The organism is Solwaraspora sp. WMMB335 (assembly GCF_049179075.1).
Taxonomy (GTDB): Bacteria; Actinomycetota; Actinomycetes; order Mycobacteriales; family Micromonosporaceae; genus Micromonospora_E.
In genome coordinates, this window is the sequence record NZ_JBMHMF010000001.1 from 4529108 (window position 1) to 4552811 (window position 23704).

A 23704-nucleotide genomic window follows, 5' to 3' on the forward strand; every position below is an offset into this window, starting at 1 on the left:
TGAGCTGTGCTCACATCATGCCTGTCTGGTGGCGGCGGCGGTCGCCAGGCCGGCGAGAGCGCTGCGGGCGCCGCCGGCCAACACGGCGGCGTTTGCGTCCAGCGCGGCCAGCGCCTGCCGTACCCGCTGCTCGATCATCTGCTCGACCCGGGCGGCGGCTCCGGTCTCGACGACGATCTCGGCGAGCCGGGCGACCCGCCGGCTGGCCTGCTCGCCGTCACCGGTCGGCAGCCGGGACAGTTCGGCCCGTTGCGCGCTGGTGGCGAGCTCACGCGCGATCAGGAGCAGGGCGGTCGGCTTGCCGGTCCGCAGATCGTCACCGGCGGGTTTGCCGGTCGTCGTCGGGTCGCCGAAGACTCCGAGCAGGTCGTCGCGTAGCTGGAAGGCCTCGCCGACCGCGACGCCGTACCGGCTGTAGACGGCCCGGATCGCGGATCGGCGCTCGACCCCGGCCGCACCGACCGGCATCGAGCCGGGTGCCACCGGGCCAGCCAACGCCGCGCCCAGGTGCAGCGGCCGGAGCACGGTGTAGCAGGCGGTCTTGTGCCGGGCGACCCGCAGCGCCCGTTCGACCGACCAGTTGCCGGCGTCGTTGTCGCCGAGGATGTCGAGGTACTGCCCGGCGATGGTCTCCACCCGCATCTGGTCGTAGCAGCGGCGCACGGCCAGCATCGTCGTCGCCGGGACGTCGGCCATGGCGAGCAGTCGGTCCGCCCAGACCAGGCAGAGGTCACCGACGAGGACGGCGCCGGCCTCGCCGAACCGCCCGGGATCACCGGTGCGACCGGCGCGGCGGTGCTGGCCGGCCAGCCGACGATGGGCGGTGGGACGGCCGCGCCGGGTCGCCGAGGCGTCCATCACGTCGTCGTGGACCAGGGCGAACGCGTGGAGCAGTTCGAGAGCGGCCAGGGCCGGCAGGATCGGATCGGCCGGCGCGTCGGAGCCGACCACACCGCGCCATCCCCAGTAGGCGAAGACTGGGCGCAATCGCTTGCCGCCGCCGAGTACCGCATCTCGAGCGACCTGGCCGAACGGGCGCAGCGCCGGGTCGACCGCGTCGAGTGCGTCGAGTTCGGCGGAGAGGAAATCGATCAGGGTGTCCTCGACCGCACCGAGGAGTGGCTCACGGCGGTGGCCGGGTGATCCGTTGGCGGCCGGGCCCAAGGTGGCCGATCCGGCGTCGGCAGCCACGGTGCGGGTGTTCCCGGCAACTGCGTGATTGGCCACGCGATCGAGCGTACCCTAGGGTCTGAATTTGCGTCGATTGTTGCGTCGTTTCGGAGGCGATCCTGTGAGCACTGATCTGGCAGCGGCCTATGCCCGCTGCCGTGAGCTGCACAAACGGCATGGACGCACCTACTATCTCGCGACCCGGCTGCTGCCGAGGTGGAAACGACGTCATGTCCACGCCCTGTACGGATTCACCCGCTACGCCGACGAGATCGTCGACCGCATGGACGCCCCGCCCGGCGTGGAACGTGCCGCCGCGCTCGACCGGTGGTCCGACCGATTCCTCGCCGGCCTGCACGGCGCCCCGGTAGACGACCCGCTGCTGCCGGCCGTGCTGCACACCATCGCCGTGTTCGACCTGGACAAGGCTGACTTCACCGCGTTCCTGCGCAGCATGGCGATGGACCTCACGGTGACCTCGTACCCGCGCTACACCGATCTGCTCGACTACATGGAAGGTTCCGCCGCGGTGATCGGCACCATGATGCTGCCCATCCTCGGCAGTACCGATCGCACGGCCGCCCGCGAGCCGGCCCGGCAACTCGGCTTCGCCTTCCAACTGACCAACTTCATCCGGGACGTCGCCGAGGATCTGGCCCGGGGGCGCACCTACCTGCCCGACGAGGACCTGGCCATGTTCGGCGTCACCCGCGCCGACCTGAACCGGGCCGCCCACGCCCGAGCGGCCACCGCGTCGATCACCGAGCTGATCGAGTACGAGGTGACCCGTGCCCAGGCCCACTACGCGGCTGCCGCGCCCGGCGTCACCATGCTCGAACCCGCCTCCCAGGCCTGCATCCGCACCGCGTACGCCCTCTACGGGGGGATTCTCGACGAGATCGCCGCCCGTGGGTACGACGTGTTCGCCAGTCGGGCGGTGGTGCCCAACCACCGGCGCGCCGCCGTCGCGCTGCGTGCCCTGCTCACCCCGGCCGGCACCCCGGTCCCGCTGCCTGGTCCGGCCCTGGCCACACGCGGCCCGGCGACACCCGACCTGCCGTCGGCGGCCGACCTGCCGCAGGTCGCCCCGACCGCCACGCCGTAGTCCGCGCATGCGTACCGCTGTCGTGCTGTTCACCCGCGACCTGCGGGTGCACGACCACCCGGCGCTGGCCGCCGCCTGCGCCACCGCCGAACGGGTCGTGCCACTGTTCGTGTTCGATTCGCGACTGGGCGGGCGTTCGGCGAACCGGGACCGGTTTCTGCGGCAGAGCCTCGACCACCTGCGTGCGGCGCTGCGTGAGCGCGGCGGCGACCTGATCGTGCGGTACGGCGATCCGGTCGGCGAAGCGATCCAGCTGATTCGTGCGGTCGATGCCGAAGGAATCACGCTCTCCGCCGACGTCAGCCACTACGCGCGCCGCCGCGAGCGGCGACTACGGGTCGAATGCGAACGTCACCGGATCGCGTACCGGGCCTTCTCCGGGCTGACCGTGGTCGATCCGGCCACGCTCAGCCCGGCCGGCGGCGGCGATCACTACAAGGTGTTCACCCCGTACCACCGGGCCTGGAGCGCTGCCGGCTGGCGGGCGGTCTGCGCCCCGCCGGAGCGGATCCGGCTGCCGGGCGGGCTCGCCACCGGCCGACTGCCCGACCTGGCGGCCGGGGAATCCCCGCGGGCCGCCGCCGGTGGCGAGCCCGCCGGCCACCGCCGGCTAGGTGACTGGCTGGCCAACCTCGACCGGTACGGCGACCAGCACGACGACCTGGCCGGCGACGCCACCTCGCGACTCAGCCCCTACCTGCGGTTCGGCTGCCTGTCCCCGCTGACGGTGGCGACCGCCGCCGGCGACCGAAACGGCCCGTTCGTCCGGCAGCTGTGCTGGCGCGACTTCTACTACCAGGTCGCGTTCGCCTTTCCTGACCTGGCCACCACCGCCTACCGGCGCGGCGCCACGGAACAGTGGCGCTACGACAGCGGGGCCCTGGACGCATGGCAGGCCGGGCGCACCGGCGTCCCGATCGTCGACGCCGGCATGCGCCAGTTGCGGGCCGAAGGCTGGCTGCACAACCGGGCGCGGTTGATCACCGCCGGATACCTGACCAGGGAGCTCGGCCTGGACTGGCGCGACGGACTGGCCTGGTACGCCCGTTGGCTGCTCGACGGCGATCTGCCCAACAACGCCGGCAACTGGCAGTGGGTCGCCGGCACCGGCAACGACACCCGCCCGCACCGGCGGTTCAACCCGCTACGTCAGGCACACCGCTTCGACCCGGCCGGGGAGTACGTCCGCCGGTGGGTGCCGGAGTTGGCCGGCGTCGACGGGCCGGCGGTCCACGAGCCGTGGAAACTGCCCGACGGCCTGCGTCGCACCCTCGACTACCCGGCACCGCTGTCCGACCGTTGACCCGCGGCCGTGAGGTGACATGCTGCACCGATGAGCGAGCCGCAACAGGTGGACGTCGTCGTCGTCGGGTTGGGCGTGGCCGGTGAGGAGGTCGCCGGCCGGCTCGGCCAGGCAGGCCTGGACGTGGTCGGTGTGGAGCGCCGGTTGGTCGGCGGCGAGTGCCCGTACTGGGGCTGCGTACCGAGCAAGATGATGATCCGGGCGGCGAACGCGCTCGCCGAGGGCCGCCGGATCGACGGCCTGGCCGGCACCGCCGACGTCCGACCGGACTGGACGCCGGTCGCCCGGCGGATCCGCGACGAAGCCACCGCCGACTGGTCCGACACGACCGCCGTCGACCGGCTCACCGGCAAAGGGGTACGGGTACTGCACGGCACCGCCCGGCTCACCGGACCCGCACGGGTCGACGTCGACGGGCAGGAGTTCACCGCCCGCCGGGGCGTGGTCGTCGCCACCGGCACCGTGCCGGTGGTGCCGCCGATCGACGGACTAGCCGGTACGCCGTACTGGACGAACAAGGAAGCGATCGAGGTCACCGACCTGCCCGAATCGCTGGTCGTGCTCGGCGGCGGGGCGATCGGGCTGGAGCTGGCCCAGGTCTTCGCCCGGTTCGGCGTAGGGGTGACCATCGTCGAGCCCGGCGAGCGGCTGCTGGCCCGGGAGGAGCCGGAGTCGTCGGCGTTGGCCGCCCGCGCCCTCGGCGACGACGGGGTACGGATCCGGCTCGGCAGCCGTGCCGAGCGGATCGAGCACCGCGACGACACGTTCGCCGTGCACCTGTCGCAGGGCGGCCCGGAAAGCGGGCAGCGGCTGCTGGTCGCCACCGGCCGGCGCAGCGACCTCGGCGGCCTCGGCCTCGACACCGTCGGCCTGGATCCGGCCGCCCGGCACCTGCCGGTCGACGAGCGGATGCGGGTCGCCGACGGGCTGTGGGCGGTGGGTGACGTCGCCGGCCACGGCGCCTTCACCCACCTGGCCATGTACCAGGCGGACGTGGCGGTGCGCGACATCCTCCACCAGGGCGGGCCGGCCGCCGAGTACCGCGCGGTCCCCCGGGTCACCTTCACCGACCCGGAGATCGGAGCGGTCGGCCTGACCGAGAGTCAGGCCCGTCAGCAGGGCATCGACGTGCGTACGGCGGTCACCGACGTCGCCGAGTCGTCCCGGGGCTGGATCCACGGGCCGGGCAACGACGGCTTCATCAAGCTGGTCGCCGACGCCGACCGGGGCGTGCTGGTCGGGGCGACGTCGGCGGGACCGACCGGCGGCGAGGTGCTCGGCGCACTCGCCGTCGCCGTGCACGGTGAGGTGCCGTTGACCAGCCTGCGGCACATGATCTACGCGTACCCGACGGTGCACCGCGCCATCCAGTCCGCCGTACAGCAGCTCACCTGACCTCATGATCACTTGATGGAAATTCGGGCGACACGCCGATGGCGTCCCAGTTTTTCGTCATGTGATCTTGGGTCGGCCAAGGAATGATGTCCATCCATGAGACGCTTCCCGGGCGGCTTCCTTTTCGGTGTCGCCACCTCCGGTCACCAGACCGAGGGCGACAACACCAGCAGCGACACCTGGTTCCTGGAGCACGTCGGGCCGACGGTCTTCGCCGAGCGGTCCGGCCGGGCCTGCTTCTTCAGCGAGGCGTTGGATCGCTACGCGGCGATCGTCGACAGTTGCGCGCGGCGGCTGGCTGGACCCGGCCGCGCCCGAGCTGTTCGCCCGGTACTGCGACCGGGTCATACGCCACTTCGGTGACCGGATCACCGTGCTCGGTTACTGCCACTGGGCGCCGCTGAACAACTTCGAGTGGGCCGCCGGCTACCACTTCCACTTCGGCCTGCACACCGTCGACCGGGAGACGTCCGTCCGTACCCCGAAACCGAGCACCGCCCGCTACGCCGCCATCGCGACCAGCCGTACCCTGCGCTGGCTATTCGGGCCCTGCGCTGGCATGCGGCGGTACGCCGCCGGTCAGGTCATGCCGTGCGGCAGCCGGTAGCCGCACTGCTGGCCGTAGGTCATCAGTGGACGCAGGGCCGGGACCAGGACGGTTGCTTCCGAGGACCAGCGGTGTCCCCGGTTGCCGTCGAGTCGGCGGTGCCGGGCCGTCGCACGGCTGCGCTGTTGCTGCCCGAGCCGTTCGCGGCGCAGGTATTCGAGACGCTTGGACGCCATCGACCGGCCGGAACGCCAGTCCAGCCAGCGCAGCCACCAGTCACGTATCATCTCGGTGATCATCTTTTCTCTCCTTGATCAATTGTCATGTCGACTGCCGTTTGGGCAGTCAATAGAGTCCATGGCGTCGGACGAATATCTCCCGCCGCTCGGCTGCATATCCATGCTCGTCGATGGCATAGCCGGTGAGCCAGACCCAGCCGTGGTAGGTCGGTTTTTGATCGACCGAGATGACGCGGAATCGAATTTGTCGGTCGCCGGCGAACTGTATGCTCGCCTCCCGGCCGATCAACAGCACGTCCCCTGAGTTCGGTTCCGGTGTCCGCAGCAGCCGGCTACCCACCGGGCCTTCCATCGCCACGTGGCCGCTGGACACCGTCGGCGTCCCGTTCCATCGGCCATGTCGTACGCCCACAGTTGGGGCACCATCTCGACTTCACTCTGAATGACCACAGCCCGGCGCAGAAGCCGAGCAGTGCCGCCCCGACGACCGCGCCCAACTCCACCGTCGACACCCCCACTCTTCACGTCGCCTTTTGCCATCGTCATCCACCCTGGACGCGCTCACCGACATAGGGCAACATGAAAGTGGTTGAGGTAAAGGTGAGCCCAGATTATTGGAGGTTATAAACATGGCTGAACTGCCTGCGCAGCTTCGACAGCTCCGGCTGTCCCAGCGCATGAACCAGACCCAGTTGGCGAAGGCGGCAGGCGTGTCGAAGTCGCTGATCGCCAGCTTCGAGACCGGCCGGCTGGTGCCGAAGGAGGACACCGCGACGGCTCTCGACAAGTTACTGAACTCCGGTGACCAGATTCAGCAGCTGTCGAAGGAGGGCAGAGAAGACCGCCAGCCGTGGCTGCGCTCCTGGGTCGAGCACGAGCGACGCGCGGTGTTGCTGAGGGCCTGGGAGCCCACGTTGGTTCCTGGGCTACTGCAGACCGAGGCGTACATGCGGCAGGTCTTCGCTGGCGTGCCGTCCAACAGGGGTCGGTTCGAAGAGGTGGTCGCGACCCGACAGGTGCGGCAGCGCGCGGTGCTGGACCGCGATCCCCCGGTGGATCTGGTGGTCCTGGTCGAGGAGACGGCGTTGCGTCGTGGTCCGCGCGAGGTGATGAAGGATCAGCTTGCCCACCTGGTCGACCTCGGGCATCGGCCGACCGTCCGGGTCCGTGCGGTCCCCGAATCGGCCGGGCTCCACGCTGGCCTCAGCGGGCCACTGGCATTGGCGACCATGAGCGACGGGAGGCGGGTCGGTTACCTGGACGACCTGCTGCGTGGACGCCTCGCCACCGCTGCTGGTGACGTACTCGAACTGGAACTAATCTGGGAAGCAGTCAACGAGTTGGCGCTGTCCGCCGACCAGACCCGAGACCTGATGTTAAGGATGATCCAGTGATCAATGAACCAGCATGGCGGAAGTCGTCGCGGTCGAACGGCGCATCCGGCAACTGCGTCGAGGTGGCCGACAACCTGCCCGGCCGGGTGCTGGTCCGGGACACCAAGGACCGCGACGGCGGCACCCTGACCTTCGGCCCGTCCGCCTGGCGCTCCTTCGTCGAGCTGGCCAAGCACCACCACTGACCAGCCACCACCCCTCTGCCGACGTCATCGAAGCGCCGACCCTGCTGCGAGCGGGCCGGCGCTTCCTCACGCTCGCGCTGCGGCGGCTCACCACCGGCTGGCGCTACACCGCGCCGCTGCCGACATGCCTGTCTACCTCGACCACCTACGGCAGCGGCCAAATCCTGATCCGTTGGCTCAGCGCGCTGGACGAACCCAGCGGTATTGCTCCTGTAATCATCAACTACCCCGGCATGGGCGTCGAGCCGCGCCTGCTCTGGTGTCCGGATCATCAAGCACCGAACCCTGCCAGGGTCGGTGCCCGGTCGGATCAGGCAAGCCGCTGCGATCAGCGAGGCCCGCCATGCCGGTGCGGCAGTGCACCGCGATGTGACGCCTATCGGTGAGCCGGCTGTGCAGTAGGTCCAGCAGCGGCCGCGTCAGCGCATTCTTGGGAACCCCGAGATCATCGATCGGGAAGCCGTGAAACTCCAACCCGGCTTGGACGGCGGCGACGTCCTCCCCGGACACGCCCATGCCCTTGCGGGCGATCTGCGCGTCGAAGTCGATCTAGTCGAGCAGGTCACGGGTGCGCTGGCTGTCGTAGCCGCGGTCGAGGTGGGCGGTGATCTGCTGCGGCCAGTGGTGGCGCAGTTGGCGGCTGCTCTGCTCGCCACAGCGAGGTGCCGGCTGGTAGCACATGTGCTACGGTCAGATGTATGCATGAGGTCGGGCTGCGGGAGATGCGTCAGAACGCCAGCGACCTGGTACGCCGGGCGCAGGGCGGCGAGCGCGTGACGATCACCGTCGCCGGGCGACCGGCAGCCGTACTCGGCCCGGTCAGCCCACGAACCTGGCGCGAGTGGGACGACCTCGCCGGCGTGTTCGACCAGCCCACAGACCCAGGGTGGGCGGACGACCGCGACCTGCTCGACAACGCCGTCACCGATCCCTGGATCGAGCGGTGAGCCGTGGCATCCTCGACACCAGCGTCCTCATCGCCACAGATGTGACCCCGATCCCCGGTGAACTGGCCATCAGCGTCGCCAGCCTCGCCGAACTCCAGTTCGGTGTCCTGGTCGCGAAGACCGCCGAGGCGAGGGCGCTCCGGTTGGCGCGGTTGAGCGCCATTCAACGCCGGTTCGATCCGCTTCCCGTCGATGAAGCGATCGCCGACAGCTACGCACGGCTGGCCGCATGCGTCGTCGAGACCGGCCGCCAGCCGCGAGCCAGGGTGATGGACCTGCTCATCGCGGCAACCGCACACGCCCATGACGCCGCCGTCTACACCCGCAACGCCGACGATCTCGCAGGACTCGAAGACCTCATCACGATCCACACGATCTGACTCTGCCGCCGGGACCAGCTGGGTCACCCGCCTGTACACCGACGCGAAGGCCTCCGGCTACCGGGTCATCGCGGAAGTCGAGGAATACCTGCCGGTCCGAGAGTTTCCCAAGCAGGCCGGCCCGGGACAACGCCAACCCCGCCCAACCGAAGGCCTCCCACGACCGCGCCGGTCACCAAAGCATCGTCGCCGCCGGCGCACCCCCTACCTCGGTACCGGTTTCGGCGACGCACAGGCCAAGATGTCAAATGCCTGCATGTTCGGACTTCGCGCACAACTGCCGGCAGCCATCACCCTGGGCGAGGTCGCTACGAAGATGCAGGCCCTGGCCCAGCTCATCCGGCAACTGGCCGCCGTCGAGCCCTTGCAACAGGCGAGCTTGCCCCTGCTGCTCCTTCTTGCCGTGGTCCGTAAACTGGAAGGCGGGATTGATCTTCGCTGGGCATGCTGGTGGCCATGAAGCTTGCTGAGGCTCTTGCGCTGCGAGCGGGCGCGGCGCGCCGCGCCGAACAACTCCGTGCCCGCATCGTCGCCAGCGCGCGACTACGCGGGCAGGCCGACGACCTCGCCCGGCAACTTCGCGAGATCGACACTTTGATCCAGCGGACGAACTGGGAGGCTGACCTGCTGGACTGAGCCCCGAGTTGGGTCACGTTGACGATCATTTTCTGATCTCGGCGCTGTGACCTGCCGTGTTGCTCGCGACCGTGTCGAAATCTGCGCACTAACCGACACCCTGACCTCGGCGCAATGTTCCATCTTGGCGACTTCCCTACGCCCCGGAAGAGACACGGGCATCCGATGTGGATGATCAAGCCTACCGGAAGAGCCGCAAGGTCGCCGACCACGACGTGCCCACCAGGACCCACGCCGGCGGATGCCAGGTATCCGCCCACGCCGACACGCCGCCATCCCGTGCGAAGGTGCTCCTCCAGCCGGGGCGCTCAACGGGCGGCACCGCTGCCACCAGCGGAAAAGCCGCACCGATCGTCGTACGCACCACATGACCCCAGTCGGGTCACTCACGGTGACCAGGGAGTTGGAGCCGGCCCGGGTAACCACGGGATCTCCATCGCGAGTGGACTCTGGCACACCTCAAAAGCCAGGGATGACGTCAGTCTGGCTCCACTCGCCGCGGACATGACGATGGCTGGACGGGGGCAGCACGACGCAGTGCCCGAAATGGGCAGGAGGTGACATCACATTCGTGACCGTGCGTGGTTACGCCGGCTCATCCACCGACGGTCAGCCGCCGTCCAGCCGGACGCAACGGGCTGAGCGGCGGCAGGCAACGGGTAAGCCGGCAGCTGAGCACGGCGGCGGCATGGTGCATCCCGACCCGGGCCACGTTGACGATCACCTTCCGGTCTCGGCGCGGCGACCTGCCGTGAAGTATCCGTCAAGCCGACGCGCCGCTATCCAGTGCGAAGGTGCTCCTTCAGTCGGGGCGCTCAACGGGTGGCACCGCTGCCACCAGCGGAAACGCCGCACCGATCGTCGTACGCACTACATGACCCAAGTCAGGCGGCAACTTCGCGAGATCGACACTTTGATCCAGGGGTTCGACTCCCCACCACACATCGCAGGCCCAGCACAGCACACAGGTGACGGCGAACACGCTCGATGCCCGCACTGATCTGCCGCGATGCGTCCGTCGCCCTTCGGCGTTGTGCGACGGACGGATCGGCCGGGCGATGGAAAGAGACCTGCGCGGGCGCACCGGGTCCAGCGTCGCTGGCCCGACACGTACAAGATCGCGGGGTTTGATCGAGTGCCAGGCGGGAACGCCGACGGGATGCGGGCACTGTTGACGAGGATCGAGCAGGCGACCGGGCTGGATCGGATCGGCGACCGACTGCAACAGTCCGTCCAGCGACGGATCAGCGGCGAACGTGTCCGGGACCTGCTGCACGGGGTGTGGCTGGGCCATCCGCTGCACCCGGTGCTGATCCAGGTGCCGATGGGCGCCTGGCTCAGCGCGGCCGTACTGGACCTGCTGCCCAACCACCGACGGGCAGCGACCACCCTGATCGGAATCGGCACCGTCGCAGCCCTGCCAGCGGCGATCACCGGAGCCAACGACTGGGCCAGCCTGTCTCGGGAACAGCGCCGGATCGGACTCGTCCACGCCGCTGCCAACGCCATTGCCCTGGCCTGCTATGCCGGCTCAACGATCGCCCGGATAGGCGGTCGGCACCCGGCCGGGCGCAGGCTCGGTTTCGCCGGTCTCGCCGCCGCCGGTGCGGGCGGATTCCTCGGCGGACATCTCGCGTACAAACAGGCCGCCGGGGTCAACCAGGCCGTGCCGGAACTGCACCGGATCTCCGCCGGCTGGCACCCGATCGTCGAGTTCGCCAACCTGCCCGAATCGGGAATGGCCAGCCGGCAGGTGGACGACGTGCCGGTGCTGGTCTACCGGCATGGCGAGGATGTCACGGTGCTGCTGGCGCACTGCGCCCACCAGAACGGGCCCCTCGACCAGGGTGAGGTGATCAGCGCGGACGGCCATGCCTGCGTGGTGTGCCCGTGGCACGGCAGCGCGTTTCGGCTGACCGACGGCACGGTCGCGCACGGGCCGGCCGCCACCGACCAGCAGGTGCTGCGCAGCCGGGTGGTGGCCGGCGTCGTGCAGGCCCAGCTGCCCTGAGTCGGCTGGGACCGGGACCGGCGGTCATGTCCCGGTGACGGCGGTCATTCCCGGTAACGGCGGTGCCGGCCGGACTCCGCCGGCGCACCGGCGGCACGCCGCTTCAACCCCAGCATCGTCCCGATCTGCGCACCCACGATGCTTGCTGCGGTGATAACGGCGGCGACCGCGAGCGGCCGGTTCAGCTCCGGCTCCGGTCCGGACCGGCCGGCGGCGACGTTGCCGCCGAAGTTGCCGGTCGGCTGATCGTTGCCGACCTGCCAGGCCGGTTGTTCAGCCGGAGCCGTGCCGGGCGCCGACGGCACGGCCGGCGACACCGGGCCGTCGGCCGGGGCTGGTGGCGCCTGAGGAGGCGCCGGGGTTTCCACGGCCGGAGGGGTCTGCCCAACCGGCGGTGTCTGCTCGACCGGCGGTGTCTCCCGCTCCGGCGAGGGCTGCCCGGTCGGCGGTGCACCAGCCGGACCGACGACCGAACCGGTGGCGTGCCGACGTACCCCGGAATCGGCCGCGTCCGCTGGCAACTCGATCAGCTGTCCGGCCCGGATCCGGTCCGGATTCTGAATGTCGTTGATCTCGGCAAGCTGCCGGTAGTCGCCGAACTCACCGAGATAGCGATCGGCGATGTGGCCCAGATAGTCCCCCTTGGCCACCCGGTAGACCGGTGCCTCGTCGGGCTGGGCCGGACCCGACGGAGCGGCGGCCGCGAGCGTGGTCAGCGCGGCCGGTGCCACCAGTGGGGCGGGGGTGCCGGCACCGTCGCGGCCGACCGACGCGGCCAGCTGGTTGGGAGTCAGTTGGTGTCCGGCGGCCGTCGGCTGATCAGCGGCGGCAGGACCGGTAGTCGCGGTGGTGGCCGCCACCGTGGTGGCCACGGTGGAGACAGCCGGTCCGGGGCCGGCAAAGGCAGCGGCCGGGCTCGCCACCAGGATCAGCGAGATCGACCCGACGAGAGCTGCGGCGACCCGCTGTTGCCTGCTCAGCCCCGGCAGTTTCGGCGCCGACCGGCGGAGCAGCCGGGCGGGGATCTCGACCAGTACGGACAGCAGGAACGTGGCCCAGCCGAGCCAACCCGCGACGGCCAGCGCCCGCAGGAACAGTTGGCCGTCGTCGCGGCTGGTCAACGCCGTACCGATCTCGGCCAACCCGGGCAGGTGGTCGGGCAGCGGATTGCCGGCGAACGCGATCAGCGCGGCAGGCGCGCCGGCGAGCAGGATCAGCAGGATGATCAGGGCGCCCAGGCCGGTTACGACCTGCCCGAGCCGCCGGGCCGCAGAGACGCGTGGTGCGCGCATGGCCGCTCCTAATTGAGGGGGTCGATCCGCTCGTGGGGTCGTCCACGCCGGACTAGGGGTCAGACCGGAGCACGGCGGTGGCCTGCCCGGTGACCGTGATGGTGGAGGGGTATCCGAACAGGTTGAGCATGGTGGTCTGGTACGCCATGTCGATGGTCACGGTGATCCGTTGGTCGTTCTCGGTGAAGGTCGTGGTGTGGTCGGTCACGCCCGGCAGGCTGTCGAGGTAGCCATCGACCGCAGCTGTCGCCGCCGCCTTGTCGAGAAACCGGCCTTCGCCGCTCACCACCCCCGCGACGTCGATCTGCTGTCCGCCGGTGCGGGCCGCTTCGGCGGCGAGGTTGTCGGCCCGCTGGAGGGCCCGATACTTGCCGGCCGCGTCCACGGTGATACCGATCACGATGATCACCGCCATGAAGGTGATCGCGAGGAAGACACTGACCCGCCCGCCGTCGCGGCTGTCGGGTCGGTGGTCCCGGGTGACGCGCCTCATTGCCGCCCCCGGAAGCGATCAAGGGGCGATCGGAATTCGGCGCTGAGCTGCCGGTCGCCGGACACCCACGGTAGCCCCAGGTCGCCGAACTGGACGGTGCAGGTCACCCGGACGTGAATCAGGGCGGTGGCGGCGCCGGGCGCGGTGTCGAACGCCTGCGACAGGGTGTCGACGCCGTTGTGGACATAGCTGATCGTCGGCTTGTTGACGCAGGAGAAACCCTCCCAGTCGAGGCGTTGTTGGGCAGCTTCAGCCGCGCTGGCCTGCGCCTGCGTCACGGTGCGGGAGATGGAGGCGGCGCGGGCGGCGTCGTGCGCGGCCGCGTCGAGCGCATTGCGGGCCAGCACCGTCCGTCCACTGACCCAGGCGACGACGATCAACAGCAGGAACGCCTGGGCGAGGATCGCCACCTCCACCGAGACGGACCCGCGTTCCGCCGTGCTACGCCGCCACACGGTCAGCCCCCCGAAGCCTCGACGAACCGTTCGATCTCACCGTTGGCGGTCTCGCTGACGGTGAACTCGACCCACGGCACCAGCGACAGTGCCTTACCGCTGACCGTGTAGGACACGTACTGGCCGTCGGGGCCGACCACCGGCGCGGGCAGCGGATCGGCGTCGAGCCAGTCGCCGGCGTCGGCGAGAAACTCGGCAGCCCGTTGCGCACCGACGTCGGTGCCGGCGTTGCCACTGCCCAGAGCGTCGTACCCGCGCTCCGCGCTGACCGCCTGCTGGGCCGCGCTCAGCGCGACGGTACGGGCGAGGAACAGCGCGGCGACCTGGATGGAAGCGAAGAGCAGCAGCAGGATCGCGGGCATCAGAATGGCCAACTCGACCGGGCTGGCGCCGCGGTCGCCCCGCCCCGTGCCGGCACCGTCGACGAGGCACCGCAGCCGTACGCCGGTGCGGGCCACCGGGGTGGGGGTGGCCCGCACCGACATGCGGGTGGGGTGGCGGCGCATCGCTCGGATCAGTTGCCGCCCGGCACGTTCCCGGGATCCGGCAGGTCGTCACCCGGGCTCGGGTTGGAGTTCATGAAATCGAAGGCCAGGTCGGAGGCCCAGGTCAGGACAGCGATCGCGACGAGCGCGAGGCCGACGATGATCACTGCGGTCGGCACCGGGCTGTCCCCCCGGTCCTGCTCCCGGTCGTTACGGATCTCGCTGATCCGATCGGCGACCGTGAGGTACAGGTAGGTCAGTATGGCCATTGTGATGTCCTTTCGTGCGCCTGGCGGGGGTCCGCCCTCAGATGCGGGCCAGGAAGGGGTACAGAACAAATCCGATGAGGACGAAGACCAGGAACGCGCCCGGGATGTCGAGCCGGCCGGTGACCGCCTCGGCCCGGGCCAGGTTGTCCGTCCTGATCTGATCGCGCAACGAGTCGGCGCGGCTGCGCAACGTCTCGTGCACCTGGGCGCCTTCGGTGCCCGATGACTGCATGATCGATCCGACGTCGCCGAGTTCCGGCACGCCGATCTGTTCGGCCAGGTCCCGCAGCTCGTCCCAGGGCGAATGCATCTGCAACTGGGCCAGCCGCAGCGACTCCCGGATCCGCTCGAACACCCAGCCGTCGCACACCTTCGCCGCCCGTTCCAGCGCCTGCACCGGTCCGTGCGCGGCCGACAACTGCAACGCGACCAGGTCCAGGTACGTGCACACCGCCCGGCTGAACTCGCGCCGGGCCTGTTTGGCCTTACTGAGAACGTCCTGGTGGGCGAGCAGGGCCGCACCGGCGGCGATGGCGAGGCCGACGACCACCGGGACCACCACCGGCAGCTCGAATCCGACAGCGGACAGGACGATGCTCGCCACCGGTGGCGCGGCCAGCCCGATCAGCGCCGACAGCAGCAACGACAGGGCATACTGTTCGGGTGTCCTGCCGAGCAGGGCGAGTTCCTTGTGCGGTGGCCGCAGCCAGCGGACCACACCGGTCAGCCACTGCAGGTCCTGACTGCCGTCGACGTCACGCGCGGGCGCCCGTTCCGCGCTGTGATGCAGCCGACGCAGCGCCGGAGTGAGCGCGGGCGATGCCGGGCTGGCCTCCCGGACCAGCAGGAACACCCCGAGTCCGACGAGGGCGCCGGCGACCACCGCGATGGTCAGTTGCACGTTCAGAATCACCGGAGGACCTCCTCCGGATCCGGGGCGGCGAGGAACCGGGCCGGCCGGGGTGGAATGCTCATCTGCCGCACCCAGACGAGCAGTGCCACGAACAAGCCACCGAGAGCGATCATCACCAGCTGACCGCTCGGTGTGCCGTACGGGGCCATGTACTCGGGATTGATCAGCCCGTACCCGAGGACCAGCAGCGTCATCACGGTGAGGAACCGGACCGCGAACCGGGGCTGGGTGCGTTTGGCCTCCACCTCGCGACGGGTGGCCACCTCGGCGGCGGCGGCGTTGGCGATCGAGCCGAGTACGTCGCCGAGCCGCTCCCCTCGATCGGTGAGGTGCAGGATCAGCGCCGCCATCACCTGGTCGCAGACCGGGTCACCGATCTCGTCGGCGAACGCCAGCAGCGCGGTCCGGCCGAGCCAGCCGGCCTGCAGCCGGGCGGCCAGGTCGCGTACCTCCGGGTTGATCTCGGCCGGTGCGGTCGCGACCGTACCGATGATGGCCTGCTGCAGGCCCTGGCCGGTGCCGGAAACGTCCTTGAGCCGGCGGGTCCACTCGCCGACCGCCTCGATCCGGGCGATCGCCCGCCGTTCCGCCTTGCCGACGCTGAACAGCCACGGCGCACCGGGTACCGCGACCGCGACCAGCAGGCCGGCGACCGGCAGCCCGGTGATCAGGAACGCGAACGCTCCGGCGAGTACGGCGGCGGCCAGTAGCGCCTGATACTGCCGCTGCTCCCGGCGGCTCGCCCCGGTGCCCTGCCACAACCGGCGCAGCAGCAGACTGGTGCGCGACGGCGGTCCCGGCGGCCGGCTGGTGCCGATCACCGCGACGACGGTGAGTACCAGACCGGCGGCGCAGGCCGCGCCGGCGATCACCGCGATCACCTCGATGTTGGCGGGCAAATTCATTGGCGCACCCGCAGCAGGCTGTGCCGCGGCCGGCGCCAGCCGCCGACCCCGGCCTCGATGAAGCGGGACAGCCCCCGGGCGTCGTAGCCGACCCGCAGCAGTTGCTCGCGGATTCGTTCGGGCAGGTGCCGGGGGATGGCCCGGCCGTCGGCGCCGGGGCCGAAAACGGTGGTGGTCGCGATCCGGCCGCCTTCGCCGACGCCGACGACCTCTTCGATGTGCGAGACGAACCGGTGCTTGCGCCCGCCGATGCCGGTCTCGTCCTCGACCGTGACGTAGACGATCAGGTCGAGGGCGTTGCCGGCCATCCGCCGGGCCTGGTCGACGGTCATCTCCCGACCGTGTGACAGGGCCAGCTCGACGATCCGCTCACCGACCCCGGACGGGGTACGGGCGTGGATGGTGCACATCGAACCGCGGCTGGTGGTCATCGCCTGCAGCATCGGGACGATCTCCCGGGACCGGACCTCGCCGACGATGATCCGCAGCACGCCCATCCGCAGCGAGATCGGGATCAGATCGGCGATGCTGACCTCACCGGCCGGCCGTCCGTCGAGGCCGCGCTCGCCGTGGCCCTCGCGTGCCTCGAAGCTCATCACCGCCCGGTGCCGGTCGGTGCGCCGGGCGGGGAGCAACTCGCGACTCTCCTCCAGCAGCACGTACGGCTCGTCGGGCGGGATCTCGTTCATCAACGCCCGGATGATCGTGGTCTTGCCGGCGCCGGCCAGCCCGGCGACCATGATGTTCAGCCCGGCCCGCATCGCCGCCCGCAGGAAGTCGCGGCCCAGCACGTCGATCATTTCGTCGAGGTCGGGCCGGCCGCCGGCCACGTCGTCGAGGCTGATGTCGAGCGTGTTGTGCTTGCGGATCACCGCGTACGGGCGGTGGCTGACCAGGTAGACGGCGGCGAGCCGGCTGCCGTCGGGCAGCTGCAGGTCCAGCGTCGGTTTCGAGGTGGACAGTGACCGTTCGGTGGAGCCGGCCCGCCGGGCGGCGGCCTGCAGGATCTCCACCAGCTCGTCGTCGCTGTCCGCGATCGGGTCGTGCCAGTCGATCTGGCCACTGCGTCGGGTGATGCGTACCTGGTCGCAGCCGAGGATGTGCACTTCCTCGATGGAGTCGTCGACCAGCAGGGTCTGCAGCCGACCGAGCCCGACGAGTTCGGCGGTGACCTGGTCGAGCAGCACCCGCTCCTCGTACGCGGTGAGCGGGGTGCCGGCCCGGCGGACCTGATCGGCGTACTCGGCGACGACGGCGACGGCGATCCGCGCCCGCTCGACGTCTTCCTCGTCGATGGTGAACTCACGGCCCCGCTGCCAGCGGGTGAGCCGGGTGCTGAGCTCGCGCCGCAACTCCCGGACCAGGGCGAAGTCGGTGCGGGGCCGCTGTGTGGCCGGAGCGCTCGCGGCGGGCACCGCCGGCAGACTCGCGGTCGGCGGTCCGCTGGTGACCGCCGACTGGTAGCCGTTGGGCAGTGGCGGCTGGAGCCCATTGGGCAGTGGCGGCTGGAGCCCATTGGGCAGTGGCGGCTGGTGCCCGTTGGGCAGTGGCGGCTGGAGCCCGTTGGGCAGGGCCGGGGCGGCGGTGCCCGGTGCCGGCGGTACGGGCACCCCCGGGACCGGCGGCACGATCCCTGCGGCGGGGCCGGCGCCAGTGCCGTCGTGCCGGCTGCCGGGCGTCGTGCCGGCCGGTGCGGTACCTACGGCGGCGGCGAGCGGCCAGTTGTGCCGGGCGGTATGGCTGTGGGGGGCGGGTTCGCCGGGGATGCCGTTCGGGCCCAGCGGCGGGGTGATCGAGGTGACCGGATCCTGGTTGCCGGGCCACGGCCGCCGCTGGGCGTGTCGGGGTACCCCGTGCTGGGGTTGACCCTGGTGGGGTTGACCCTGCTGCGGCTGGCCGTGCCAGGGGTGGCCGGGGTGCTGCGCCGACTGCGGGTCCGGCCGTTCGCCGCCTGACGAGTGTCCCTGACCGGCCGGCTGGGTCCGGTCGATCGGCTGCACCTGACCGGTCGGCTGGGCCTGGTCGTCCGGGTCGTTGCGAGGGTCGCTCAGCACCGGTTCAAATCGCATTCGGCACCCCTTCCGCGACAGGCCACCGCAGCCGGGCCTGCCGGCGCTCGATCAGCGAGCGCACCGGAACCTCCAGCGCGTTGGCCGCGCGCAACAACGGCCGGTTGAGCTTGACGGTGCCGCCGTGGCCCAGCACCTCGGCGGTGCGCGGATCGGCCGGCAACCGGGCGATCACCGGCAACTGCAGCGCCTTGCTGACCTCAGACCGGCTGTGTCCGTCGCCGACCAGCAGCAACCGCAGCGACCCGGGTGGCACCCGGTGCTCGGTGAAGTCCCGCTCGATCGCCTGTACGGCGGCCCGGGCACTGGACAGGTCGGGCAGGTGGGCGGCGCAGACGACCAGCACGATGGTGGCGGCCCGCAGGATCGGCCAGGGTGGGCTGGTCACGTAGAGCCGGCCACAGTCGACAAGCACGTCGTACGGTGGTTTGCCGTGCTCCAGGCTGACGAAGAAGTCGGCGAAGCGCTGCCACAATGGGGTGACGCTGCCGATCTGCGCCGGGTCGATCACGCCGGGCAGCAGCAGCCGTTCCCGGCGTGGTGCGTCCAGGTCGACGAGCTGACTCCAGAACGCCTCTTCCAGGTTGCCGTCGCGCAACTCGCTCACCGCGAGCTCCCCGATGCCCCGTGGACCCTCCAACGCGCCACCGAGGTAGCCGGCCATCAACGACCCGCCGGCCGGATCGCACTCGGCGAGCACCACCCGGTGATGCCAGGACAGGGTGCAGGCCAGTGCGCTGGTGGTGACGCCGGGGGAGCCCTTGGCGGCGACGAGGGCGACGATCGCCATGGTCAGGCCGCCGAGGTCAGGACGACCGCGATCCGGTTCTCGGCGGCGAGCACGACGACCGGTGGTACGTCGCGTACGGCCAGTGCCAGGTAGAGGATGAAGCTGCCACGCTCGGACACGGTCACGTCGATGACGGTGGCGTCGAACCGGGTGACCGCCGCGTCCCGGGCATCCCGGTCGGGGGTGCCGACCAGCAGCAGCTTGTCGCCCGGGTGCAGTTGCCTGGCCGGCACCTGCTCGGCCCGTAGCCCGAGCGCGATCTGCTGCTGGTCCGCGCCGATCATCGGCTCGTTGGTCAGGTGCGCGGGGGTGAGCAGGCTGCCCGGCACCAGGGCGACCGCCGCCCGCAGGCCGATCACCTGGTCACGCTGGCTGGCCGGCACCGGCTGGATGCCCTGCCCGCCGGCGACCTGGACGGTCACCAGGTCGTCGGCGGACAGCACGGTGCCGACCGGTACGTCCCGGGCGACCGCCAGGTAGGAGCCGGTCGCCCGGACGGAGGTGACCGCGAACGCGGACCCGAGCCCGCCGAGCGCGATCAGCAGCACCGCCAGGCCGAGCAGGCCGGGACGCATCCGTCGCTGCCGGACGATCTTCGGCGGGCTGACCGGGCTGTCGACCCCACCGGCGCCGGTACGCGTGGTCGCCACGGTCATTCCCGTACCACCTGAAGCTCGTCGACCTCGATCGTCGCGGTGTTGGACACCTCGACCGTGTCGAAGACCTCCTGGAAGACGCCGTTGATCTCCCAGTAGACCTCCCAGTACGCGGTCGCGGTGATCGAGTACGTGCCCGGTGCGGAGTAGCCCTCGTCGTATCCGCAAGGTGGGTTCCACACGTTGCTGGTCTGCGGGTTGTACCTGGTGAAGGCATTCGCCCGGCTGCAGGTGACGGAGTCACCGTTGCCCATCCGGTACGTGACCCGGGTGACCTTGCCAGCTACTCGGACGGTCAATCCCCGGTCGGATCTTTCGGCGTCCAGTTCTCCCCAGGAGGCTTGGGTGTGTTCGGACCAGAGCCAGATCGGCACCCCGACCAGGCCGGGGTCGCCAGGGCCGGGCGCGGTGCGGATCGCCGGCTTGGCGAACGTGATCGCGGCGTAGGCGCGGCGGCGCAGCTCGTCCGGGTCCGGCGGGGCCTCGTATCCCGGTGGCGGGTCGTCCAGCCAGACCGGTTCCTCCCCGGACTGCCCGGCGACGCAGCTGCGCAGGTACGCGGTCTGCCCGTCCGCGCCACCCGGCGGCTGCGGCTCGGCGACCCGGTAGTAGCAGCCGTCGTCGCGGTTGAACCAGCCGAGGATGTCGTCGTAACAGTCCAACTCCTCGCCGTTGCGCATGCAGGGCGTGAACCCGCCGCCGGGATTGCCGGTGCCGGGACCGTTTCCGCCGCCCGGACCACCGGGGGTGCCCGGGTCCTCCACCCACGCGTCGCAGCCGGGCTGGGTGGGGCTGCAGCCGCCACCGGAGTCGCCGTCGTCCGCCGCGATGGCGGCGGACGGGCTGGTCAGGGCGAGGCCGGCGGTGGCCAGCAGGACGGTGATGGCGAGCGCGGTGACCGTACGCCGTCGGCGGCCGTGGACGCGGGTCAGCATGGCTGGTCCGGGTGCGAGGTTCCGGCGCTGATCAACCAGCGACCGTCGTCGTAGCGGGTGGCGATGGCGGTGGCCAGGTAGCGGCCGACGGCGGTGCCGGGGACGACCTCGTCCTTGTCGTCGGCGTACACCAGGCGGTAATTCGTGGCGTCCAGGCAGTCCTGGATCGCCACGGTCGCCGGAACCGTATCCAGATTGACCTCGGTCACCGCGGGTTCGGAGATTAGCGAGCCGGTACGCATGGCCCCGTGCTCCTTCGCGTCTCGAATGCTCAGCCGGACCCGGGTCAGGAGCGGGTCGGCCAGATACTTCTTCAAATCGGGATGATGTGGGTTGACCTCGTGTTCGGCTTCCTCCGCCACCGCGAGGTAGCCGGCGTACGCGGCCAGGGCGGCATCGGCTGCTTCGGCGGTGGCTGGGTCGTTCGTCGGCACCGGCGCACGTAGCGGTGGCAGCGCGGCGGACTGCTCCGTGGCGCACGCGGTCAGGCCGGCTGCCGCGACCGCCATCGCGGCGAGCAGCCCTGCGGCCCAGCGTGGTTGCCTTGCGCCCAACGGTCCGTCCTCCTCGGGTGCCCGTCCCGCCAAGCCGGGTACGGCGACACTCGCTATCACCAACATCGATATGTTGGCGTGTTCCTGCCTTGTCGACGGGAATTGTCCAGGCTTGCCTCCGGCTGATGCGACCAGCTGTCGACCGATGCAATTCCGCCGGTCAGCCAGAAGTTTCCCGGAGGTAGTGCACCGCTCAAGGGGGGAGCATAGGCTGACGTCCGCGACAGCAACAGGGGCAATTGAGAACAACACTCAGGGTTACGATCTTCGGGCTTGGCGCCGGTGGGAGGCGGTTCGATGTGTATCCATTTCGATCTTGCTTTCCGGGGTGGTTCGCGTCTTCGCGCCAAGCGGACCGATATGATCGAAATCGGGCAGCCGGACCTCCGAATTGCCGGAGACGGTCGTGTTCTGTCCGATTTGGAAGTAGGCTTCGCGGCGACCTGCTGCCGCTGTGTCGGTTGTCCGCCGCGGCGTGGCGTCAGGTCCGGCCGCGCACGTGTGTCGCCGACGCTACTCAAAGTTAGCGATCATGAAACTACTTTGAGTAGCCGAACTAGGGTGGGTCGGATCGTGAACGGTGGTGCCGATGCCTAGCGGTCGTCCGGTAGGTACCCGCACCCACGGACATCCGGCCACCGGTGGAGCGGTCGGGCAACAGAGCCGGCTGCTCGCCGTACTCATGATCATGCCCTTGCTGCGATGGGCGGTCGCCACCCACTCGGTGCCCGCCGGGGACCCCTGGCGGACCGGCTGTCCACAGTGCCAGGCGCCGATACGGGTAAGCGGACCACTACGGACGCTGTCACCGCTGGGCCGGTGCGGTGCCTGCGGTGCGCGGATCGGCGCACCGCCGCTGGCCGTCGAGATCGCAGCGGTAGCGGCGCTGACCGGCTTGGTCCTCGCCAGCCATCCGTGGCCGGTGAGCGTCGCGCTGCTGTGGTGGATCGGCTGGATGATCCCACTGGTCTTCATCGACGTCGCGGTGCACCGGCTGCCCGACCGGCTGACCTATCCGGCCGCGTTCGGCACCTGGCTGATGCTCGGTGCCGCCGCGCTCGTCACCGGTCGCCCTGACGCCTGGGTCCGGGCACTGGTCGCCGGGGTGGGCGTCGGACTGCTGTTCGCCGCGACGACGTTCGTGTTCGGCGCCCGCGGCTTCGGGCTCGGTGACGCCAAGCTCGCGCTCAGCGCGGCGGCGGTGCTGGGCTGGTTCGGCTGGCCACAGGTGATTCTCGGCCTGCTGATCGCCTTCGTCGCCTCCGGCGGATGGGCGGTGCTGCTGCTCGCCGCCCGCCGGATCCGCTGGACCCAGCAGTTGCCGTTCGGTCCGTTTCTGGTGCTGGGAGCGTTGGCCGGCGTGCTGCTCGCCAGCTTGTAGGGTTTCATAACCCGTGACGGAGCCTCATGACCGATGTCGGATGGATGTCAGATTCGACACTGATGCGGAATCGGGTCCGTTTCGTCCGAAGGGTGACTTCTCGGGGTACCGCGTTGGTGCGGCGTGACAGTGGCGCTGGAACCGGACAGGTCCACCGTCGGACGCGACACCTTAGCCAGCGCCGCAATGTCCTTCTTCAGTCGGCTCTCGGCATGCCACAACACGATCCGCGCCCGCGTCCCGACCACCGCCGATACTTCAGCACTGTTGATCAGCGCCCGAAGCTCAACCTGCTCGTCCGATGTCAACTCCACCAAGAAGCGAACCACAACGGCATCACGTAAAGACAACAGAATCACGAGACACTAGTCGCTGATATGGCAGCCCTGTGGTGGTTCGCACTGCTGCTTGTACCCGCTCAGCTCTGTACGCCCGGACGGCCACCCTGGCGGCCTTGACTTGGCACCCGCGCTCGCAGCTGGCTTGGCGCCGGGTGGGCTGCCAGGCGTATCGTTCGGGCAGTGATCAGCGCCGGATGACCGGAGTGGCCTAGCCAGGGATCCAATCCGCCCCGACGAGGTGGATCTGGTCCTCGTCGGCCGGCGGGCGCCCGTCTCCGCAGGTGATCTTCGCGTCGTGGTCGGTGATGACGTCGGCGGCCGGGCTGTAGACGTCGCGCTTGAGAAAGGTGAAAAACGTGGCCTGGTTCAGCACGACCGGTTCCGGTCGGCCGATCCAGCCCGCCCACAACACGGTAACCTGGTATTTCTTGCCGGGCTCGCGGGGTTCGACCTTGGCCCACACCATGCCGTAACCGACGCCGTGCACGCCGAACTCGCAGTGGGCGGTGCGGACCCCGGTCTCTTGGACCTGCATGGCGGCCAGGATGAACAGCACCCCGAGAACACCGGTGATCGCGGTGGCACGCCGGAAGCCCCGGGGGCGCTGTCGCTGTCGGCGCCACTGCACGCCGAGGTTGATCAGCCAGACCAACGCGGCCGACGAGCACACCAGAAGCGCCATCCCGAGTGAGCTGTTGATCTCGTAGGGCAGCGCGGGCTGGAACAGCATGACAGCGACCGCTAGCACCACACCGGCGAGGCCCAGCACGGTGCCGAGGGTGTCCCCGCCGCCCTGTGGCGCCGGGCTGCTGTCGGTGTGGGTAGTCATATCTCGGTTCTCCGCAGCTCAGTGG

Annotated in this window: 32 protein-coding genes; 13 read left to right on the top strand and 19 right to left on the bottom strand. The window is 70.2% G+C overall.

Going from position 1 to position 23704, the window contains the following annotated elements; all coding sequences use genetic code 11:
• Window positions 1-15: 15 nt before the first annotated feature.
• A complete protein-coding gene (locus tag ACN27F_RS19600; RefSeq protein WP_421435439.1) occupies window positions 16-1227 on the bottom strand; it encodes a polyprenyl synthetase family protein in 1212 nt (403 codons plus the stop codon).
• A gap of 64 nt (window positions 1228-1291) precedes the next feature.
• Between ACN27F_RS19600 and ACN27F_RS19605 the strand changes: the two genes are divergently transcribed.
• The 5 genes from ACN27F_RS19605 to ACN27F_RS19625 all read left to right on the top strand — a co-directional run bounded on the left by ACN27F_RS19605 (window position 1292) and on the right by ACN27F_RS19625 (window position 5580).
• Window positions 1292-2275, top strand: coding sequence for a phytoene/squalene synthase family protein (locus tag ACN27F_RS19605; RefSeq protein WP_421435441.1), 984 nt, complete (start codon window positions 1292-1294; stop codon window positions 2273-2275).
• Window positions 2276-2282: 7 nt separating this feature from the next.
• On the top strand, window positions 2283-3578 hold the full coding sequence (locus ACN27F_RS19610) for a cryptochrome/photolyase family protein (RefSeq protein WP_421435443.1): 1296 nt from the start codon (window positions 2283-2285) through the stop codon (window positions 3576-3578).
• 30 nt (window positions 3579-3608) lie between these two features.
• Window positions 3609-4973, top strand: coding sequence for a dihydrolipoyl dehydrogenase family protein (locus ACN27F_RS19615; RefSeq protein WP_421435445.1), 1365 nt, complete (start codon window positions 3609-3611; stop codon window positions 4971-4973).
• A gap of 96 nt (window positions 4974-5069) precedes the next feature.
• Window positions 5070-5336 (top strand): hypothetical protein, encoded by a 267-nt coding sequence (locus ACN27F_RS19620; protein WP_421435447.1) that lies wholly within the window; start codon window positions 5070-5072, stop codon window positions 5334-5336.
• A 10-nt stretch (window positions 5337-5346) separates the two neighbouring features.
• A complete protein-coding gene (locus ACN27F_RS19625; RefSeq protein ID WP_421435449.1) occupies window positions 5347-5580 on the top strand; it encodes a family 1 glycosylhydrolase in 234 nt (77 codons plus the stop codon).
• Here ACN27F_RS19625 and ACN27F_RS19630 read toward each other — a convergent pair.
• Both ACN27F_RS19630 and ACN27F_RS19635 read right to left on the bottom strand, forming a co-directional pair.
• Window positions 5553-5819 (bottom strand): hypothetical protein, encoded by a 267-nt coding sequence (locus ACN27F_RS19630; protein ID WP_421435451.1) that lies wholly within the window; start codon window positions 5817-5819, stop codon window positions 5553-5555. The genes ACN27F_RS19625 and ACN27F_RS19630 overlap by 28 nt on opposite strands.
• A gap of 46 nt (window positions 5820-5865) precedes the next feature.
• Window positions 5866-6132: a hypothetical protein gene (locus ACN27F_RS19635; protein WP_421435454.1), complete on the bottom strand. Its 267-nt coding sequence runs from the start codon at window positions 6130-6132 to the stop codon at window positions 5866-5868.
• 256 nt (window positions 6133-6388) lie between these two features.
• Between ACN27F_RS19635 and ACN27F_RS19640 the strand changes: the two genes are divergently transcribed.
• Both ACN27F_RS19640 and ACN27F_RS19645 read left to right on the top strand, forming a co-directional pair.
• Window positions 6389-7153 carry a helix-turn-helix domain-containing protein gene (locus ACN27F_RS19640; RefSeq protein ID WP_421435457.1) on the top strand — a complete coding sequence of 255 codons (765 nt, stop codon included), beginning with the start codon at window positions 6389-6391 and terminating at the stop codon, window positions 7151-7153.
• On the top strand, window positions 7153-7338 hold the full coding sequence (locus tag ACN27F_RS19645) for a DUF397 domain-containing protein (RefSeq protein WP_421440326.1): 186 nt from the start codon (window positions 7153-7155) through the stop codon (window positions 7336-7338). Before ACN27F_RS19640 ends, ACN27F_RS19645 begins: the two co-directional genes overlap by 1 nt.
• Window positions 7339-7887: 549 nt before the next feature.
• Here ACN27F_RS19645 and ACN27F_RS19650 read toward each other — a convergent pair.
• Window positions 7888-8019 (bottom strand): hypothetical protein, encoded by a 132-nt coding sequence (locus ACN27F_RS19650; RefSeq protein ID WP_421435459.1) that lies wholly within the window; start codon window positions 8017-8019, stop codon window positions 7888-7890.
• Window positions 8020-8036: 17 nt separating this feature from the next.
• Between ACN27F_RS19650 and ACN27F_RS19655 the strand changes: the two genes are divergently transcribed.
• The 4 genes from ACN27F_RS19655 (at window position 8037) to ACN27F_RS19670 (ending at window position 9301) form a co-directional block, all read left to right on the top strand.
• Window positions 8037-8285, top strand: coding sequence for a type II toxin-antitoxin system Phd/YefM family antitoxin (locus ACN27F_RS19655; protein WP_421435460.1), 249 nt, complete (start codon window positions 8037-8039; stop codon window positions 8283-8285).
• Window positions 8282-8665, top strand: a complete 384-nt coding sequence (locus ACN27F_RS19660; RefSeq protein WP_421435462.1) for a PIN domain-containing protein — start codon at window positions 8282-8284, stop codon at window positions 8663-8665. Before ACN27F_RS19655 ends, ACN27F_RS19660 begins: the two co-directional genes overlap by 4 nt.
• A 256-nt stretch (window positions 8666-8921) precedes the next feature.
• Entirely contained in the window at window positions 8922-9125 is a 204-nt protein-coding gene (locus ACN27F_RS19665; protein WP_421435463.1) for a hypothetical protein, read from the top strand.
• Window positions 9122-9301 (top strand): hypothetical protein, encoded by a 180-nt coding sequence (locus tag ACN27F_RS19670; RefSeq protein WP_421435465.1) that lies wholly within the window; start codon window positions 9122-9124, stop codon window positions 9299-9301. Before ACN27F_RS19665 ends, ACN27F_RS19670 begins: the two co-directional genes overlap by 4 nt.
• Before the next feature lie 595 nt (window positions 9302-9896).
• Here the strand turns inward: ACN27F_RS19670 and ACN27F_RS19675 are convergent.
• On the bottom strand, window positions 9897-10025 hold the full coding sequence (locus ACN27F_RS19675; protein ID WP_421435466.1) for a hypothetical protein: 129 nt from the start codon (window positions 10023-10025) through the stop codon (window positions 9897-9899).
• A 411-nt stretch (window positions 10026-10436) separates the two neighbouring features.
• On the opposite strand from ACN27F_RS19675, the gene ACN27F_RS19680 reads away from it, so the two are divergent.
• Complete coding sequence (locus ACN27F_RS19680; RefSeq protein ID WP_421435468.1) at window positions 10437-11312, top strand: Rieske 2Fe-2S domain-containing protein; 876 nt, start codon at window positions 10437-10439, stop codon at window positions 11310-11312.
• Between the two features lie 44 nt (window positions 11313-11356).
• Here ACN27F_RS19680 and ACN27F_RS19685 read toward each other — a convergent pair whose 3' ends face one another.
• The 12 genes from ACN27F_RS19685 to ACN27F_RS19740 are packed head-to-tail and all read right to left on the bottom strand — an operon-like array spanning window position 11357 to window position 21128.
• A complete protein-coding gene (locus ACN27F_RS19685) occupies window positions 11357-12604 on the bottom strand; it encodes a LysM peptidoglycan-binding domain-containing protein (RefSeq protein ID WP_421435470.1) in 1248 nt (415 codons plus the stop codon).
• A 52-nt stretch (window positions 12605-12656) separates the two neighbouring features.
• The gene (locus ACN27F_RS19690; RefSeq protein WP_421435472.1) at window positions 12657-13097 is read right to left on the bottom strand and encodes a pilus assembly protein TadG-related protein; all 441 of its coding nucleotides are present in this window, start codon (window positions 13095-13097) and stop codon (window positions 12657-12659) included.
• Window positions 13094-13513 (bottom strand): pilus assembly protein, encoded by a 420-nt coding sequence (locus ACN27F_RS19695; RefSeq protein WP_421435474.1) that lies wholly within the window; start codon window positions 13511-13513, stop codon window positions 13094-13096. The genes ACN27F_RS19690 and ACN27F_RS19695 overlap by 4 nt, the downstream gene beginning before the upstream one ends.
• 41 nt (window positions 13514-13554) lie before the next feature.
• Window positions 13555-14058 carry a TadE/TadG family type IV pilus assembly protein gene (locus tag ACN27F_RS19700; RefSeq protein ID WP_421435476.1) on the bottom strand — a complete coding sequence of 168 codons (504 nt, stop codon included), beginning with the start codon at window positions 14056-14058 and terminating at the stop codon, window positions 13555-13557.
• A gap of 8 nt (window positions 14059-14066) precedes the next feature.
• Entirely contained in the window at window positions 14067-14306 is a 240-nt protein-coding gene (locus ACN27F_RS19705; RefSeq protein WP_421435478.1) for a hypothetical protein, read from the bottom strand.
• A gap of 37 nt (window positions 14307-14343) precedes the next feature.
• A complete protein-coding gene (locus ACN27F_RS19710) occupies window positions 14344-15216 on the bottom strand; it encodes a type II secretion system F family protein (protein ID WP_421440328.1) in 873 nt (290 codons plus the stop codon).
• A complete protein-coding gene (locus ACN27F_RS19715; protein ID WP_421435479.1) occupies window positions 15216-16124 on the bottom strand; it encodes a type II secretion system F family protein in 909 nt (302 codons plus the stop codon). Before ACN27F_RS19715 ends, ACN27F_RS19710 begins: the two co-directional genes overlap by 1 nt.
• Complete coding sequence (locus tag ACN27F_RS19720; protein ID WP_421435480.1) at window positions 16121-18193, bottom strand: CpaF family protein; 2073 nt, start codon at window positions 18191-18193, stop codon at window positions 16121-16123. Before ACN27F_RS19720 ends, ACN27F_RS19715 begins: the two co-directional genes overlap by 4 nt.
• Window positions 18183-18983 carry a ParA family protein gene (locus tag ACN27F_RS19725; protein WP_421435482.1) on the bottom strand — a complete coding sequence of 267 codons (801 nt, stop codon included), beginning with the start codon at window positions 18981-18983 and terminating at the stop codon, window positions 18183-18185. The genes ACN27F_RS19720 and ACN27F_RS19725 overlap by 11 nt, the downstream gene beginning before the upstream one ends.
• 2 nt (window positions 18984-18985) lie before the next feature.
• Complete coding sequence (locus ACN27F_RS19730) at window positions 18986-19639, bottom strand: SAF domain-containing protein (protein ID WP_421435483.1); 654 nt, start codon at window positions 19637-19639, stop codon at window positions 18986-18988.
• Window positions 19636-20574, bottom strand: coding sequence for a hypothetical protein (locus ACN27F_RS19735; RefSeq protein ID WP_421435484.1), 939 nt, complete (start codon window positions 20572-20574; stop codon window positions 19636-19638). Before ACN27F_RS19735 ends, ACN27F_RS19730 begins: the two co-directional genes overlap by 4 nt.
• Entirely contained in the window at window positions 20568-21128 is a 561-nt protein-coding gene (locus ACN27F_RS19740; protein ID WP_421435486.1) for a hypothetical protein, read from the bottom strand. Before ACN27F_RS19740 ends, ACN27F_RS19735 begins: the two co-directional genes overlap by 7 nt.
• A gap of 682 nt (window positions 21129-21810) precedes the next feature.
• On the opposite strand from ACN27F_RS19740, the gene ACN27F_RS19745 reads away from it, so the two are divergent.
• A complete protein-coding gene (locus tag ACN27F_RS19745) occupies window positions 21811-22509 on the top strand; it encodes a prepilin peptidase (RefSeq protein WP_421440330.1) in 699 nt (232 codons plus the stop codon).
• Between the two features lie 47 nt (window positions 22510-22556).
• Here the strand turns inward: ACN27F_RS19745 and ACN27F_RS19750 are convergent, their stop codons facing one another.
• Both ACN27F_RS19750 and ACN27F_RS19755 read right to left on the bottom strand, forming a co-directional pair.
• Window positions 22557-22868 (bottom strand): hypothetical protein, encoded by a 312-nt coding sequence (locus ACN27F_RS19750; protein ID WP_421435487.1) that lies wholly within the window; start codon window positions 22866-22868, stop codon window positions 22557-22559.
• Window positions 22869-23058: 190 nt separating this feature from the next.
• The gene (locus tag ACN27F_RS19755) at window positions 23059-23679 is read right to left on the bottom strand and encodes a hypothetical protein (RefSeq protein WP_421435490.1); all 621 of its coding nucleotides are present in this window, start codon (window positions 23677-23679) and stop codon (window positions 23059-23061) included.
• Window positions 23680-23704: the final 25 nt, after the last annotated feature.

Coding starts and splice junctions, on each gene's coding strand:
- ACN27F_RS19610 (WP_421435443.1), top strand. CDS start 2,283: ATGCGTACCGCTGTCGTGCTGTTCACCCGCGACCTGCGGGTGCACGAC.
- ACN27F_RS19615 (WP_421435445.1), top strand. CDS start 3,609: ATGAGCGAGCCGCAACAGGTGGACGTCGTCGTCGTCGGGTTGGGCGTG.
- ACN27F_RS19620 (WP_421435447.1), top strand. CDS start 5,070: ATGAGACGCTTCCCGGGCGGCTTCCTTTTCGGTGTCGCCACCTCCGGT.
- ACN27F_RS19630 (WP_421435451.1), bottom strand. CDS start 5,819: ATGATCACCGAGATGATACGTGACTGGTGGCTGCGCTGGCTGGACTGG.
- ACN27F_RS19640 (WP_421435457.1), top strand. CDS start 6,389: ATGGCTGAACTGCCTGCGCAGCTTCGACAGCTCCGGCTGTCCCAGCGC.
- ACN27F_RS19650 (WP_421435459.1), bottom strand. CDS start 8,019: ATGTGCTACCAGCCGGCACCTCGCTGTGGCGAGCAGAGCAGCCGCCAA.
- ACN27F_RS19655 (WP_421435460.1), top strand. CDS start 8,037: ATGCATGAGGTCGGGCTGCGGGAGATGCGTCAGAACGCCAGCGACCTG.
- ACN27F_RS19665 (WP_421435463.1), top strand. CDS start 8,922: ATGTTCGGACTTCGCGCACAACTGCCGGCAGCCATCACCCTGGGCGAG.
- ACN27F_RS19670 (WP_421435465.1), top strand. CDS start 9,122: ATGAAGCTTGCTGAGGCTCTTGCGCTGCGAGCGGGCGCGGCGCGCCGC.
- ACN27F_RS19685 (WP_421435470.1), bottom strand. CDS start 12,604: ATGCGCGCACCACGCGTCTCTGCGGCCCGGCGGCTCGGGCAGGTCGTA.
- ACN27F_RS19690 (WP_421435472.1), bottom strand. CDS start 13,097: ATGAGGCGCGTCACCCGGGACCACCGACCCGACAGCCGCGACGGCGGG.
- ACN27F_RS19700 (WP_421435476.1), bottom strand. CDS start 14,058: ATGCGCCGCCACCCCACCCGCATGTCGGTGCGGGCCACCCCCACCCCG.
- ACN27F_RS19705 (WP_421435478.1), bottom strand. CDS start 14,306: ATGGCCATACTGACCTACCTGTACCTCACGGTCGCCGATCGGATCAGC.
- ACN27F_RS19715 (WP_421435479.1), bottom strand. CDS start 16,124: ATGAATTTGCCCGCCAACATCGAGGTGATCGCGGTGATCGCCGGCGCG.
- ACN27F_RS19720 (WP_421435480.1), bottom strand. CDS start 18,193: ATGCGATTTGAACCGGTGCTGAGCGACCCTCGCAACGACCCGGACGAC.
- ACN27F_RS19725 (WP_421435482.1), bottom strand. CDS start 18,983: ATGGCGATCGTCGCCCTCGTCGCCGCCAAGGGCTCCCCCGGCGTCACC.
- ACN27F_RS19730 (WP_421435483.1), bottom strand. CDS start 19,639: ATGACCGTGGCGACCACGCGTACCGGCGCCGGTGGGGTCGACAGCCCG.
- ACN27F_RS19735 (WP_421435484.1), bottom strand. CDS start 20,574: ATGCTGACCCGCGTCCACGGCCGCCGACGGCGTACGGTCACCGCGCTC.
- ACN27F_RS19745 (WP_421440330.1), top strand. CDS start 21,811: ATGATCATGCCCTTGCTGCGATGGGCGGTCGCCACCCACTCGGTGCCC.
- ACN27F_RS19755 (WP_421435490.1), bottom strand. CDS start 23,679: ATGACTACCCACACCGACAGCAGCCCGGCGCCACAGGGCGGCGGGGAC.